We start from the raw sequence: 1,256 nt of genomic DNA on the forward strand, positions 1-1,256 counted from the left end.
GGGCATGGTCGTGACGGGCGATTTCAAGCGGTGCTCCGATGGGGAAGTTATCTTGAACCGGTTGAGTATGTGGAAGACATGACGGTGTATGCGGATGGTAAAGTCGTGCCGGCGCGGTTTGAGAACGGGGAGATTCGTTTGGCGAATGCAGTCGGCGCGGACGCGGTTATTACAGCGGACTATACCTATTATTGGCGCGTGATGCTGGCGGATGATAAGTTCGCGGCGGAAGCGGTGTTTAGAGATTTTTATAAATCCAAATCGTTTAAGTTGGTGACATGCCGATGAAACAAGTCAGTGAAAAAATGAACGCGCACCTGAACGGCAGCAAGCATTTTTTGTGCGCAGACGTATATGAGTTGCGTCTGCGCGATGGGGTCGGGTACTTTCTGACCGACGCGGATGCGGATGTGAGTTATAACGGCAGGCTGTATCGCCATGATGAAATGATTCTTATGCGCACTCAAATTAAAACAATGAGCCGTGTTGCAGTGGACAAGATGACCGTGACGATTTACGCCGATGAATCGGATAAAATTGGCGCTAAACCGGTCAACGAGTTTGCGCACGGAGGCGGATTCGACCGGGCGAGGTTGTATCTGAAACGCATATTTTTTGATGATAACCACGAACCTATCGGGCACGTGTCGTTGTTTGGCGGTGTAGTAGAGGTGAGTAAGGCCGGCGGGCTCGCTATTAAGCTCACCGTGAAAGCGGAAACGCAGGGGTTGAATATGCCTTTCCCGCGGCGGCGATACTATCCGCAGGCGCCGTATGGCGGCATTGCCGGTAAAGATAGCGGTACAGCGTTAATCGCGCCGTTTGTGCCGACGTCGTTGAGCCTGTATTGATGACCACGGGCGAAAAACTAGCGGCCGCGGCCCGGATGTGGCTCGGCACGCCATACGTGCATAATGCGAAAATCCGCGGCGTTGGTGTCGATTGCGCCCGGTTGGTTATTGGCGCGGCGGAAGACGCCGGACTGATTGCCAGAGACAGTTTAGATCCGGGCGATTATTCCAACGAGTGGCATTTACATCGGCAAGAAGATGTCATGCGGAAAATCGCCGAAGAGTACTGCGACGAGGTTACTGAAATGGCTTGCGGCGATATTTTGCTGTATCAATATGGTCGCGTATGCAGTCATGCGGGAATTTACGTCGGATGCGATGAAATTATTCACGCCTATGTCGGCGCCGGTGCGATTCTGTCGCGTACGAATGACATTATTTTTTATACGCGCGCGGGGAAACACC

Annotated in this window: 2 protein-coding genes and 1 pseudogene; all 3 read left to right on the forward strand. The window is 52.7% G+C overall.

All coding sequences use genetic code 11. The features are described 5' to 3' along the window. Nucleotides 1-288: pseudogene (locus KH813_RS06720) on the forward strand (hypothetical protein); the annotation flags it as partial. After that, nucleotides 285-851, forward strand: a complete 567-nt coding sequence (locus KH813_RS06725) for a DUF2163 domain-containing protein (RefSeq protein WP_303994569.1) — start codon at nt 285-287, stop codon at nt 849-851. The pseudogene KH813_RS06720 and the gene KH813_RS06725, both read left to right, overlap by 4 nt. Continuing rightward, on the forward strand, nt 851-1,256 hold a 406-nt coding region (locus tag KH813_RS06730; RefSeq protein WP_303994570.1), incomplete at its 3' end, for an NlpC/P60 family protein. The genes KH813_RS06725 and KH813_RS06730, both read left to right, overlap by 1 nt.

It is taken from the genome of Negativicoccus succinicivorans (assembly GCF_018373335.1).
In the GTDB taxonomy this organism is placed as follows: domain Bacteria; phylum Bacillota; class Negativicutes; order Veillonellales; family Negativicoccaceae; genus Negativicoccus; species Negativicoccus succinicivorans_A.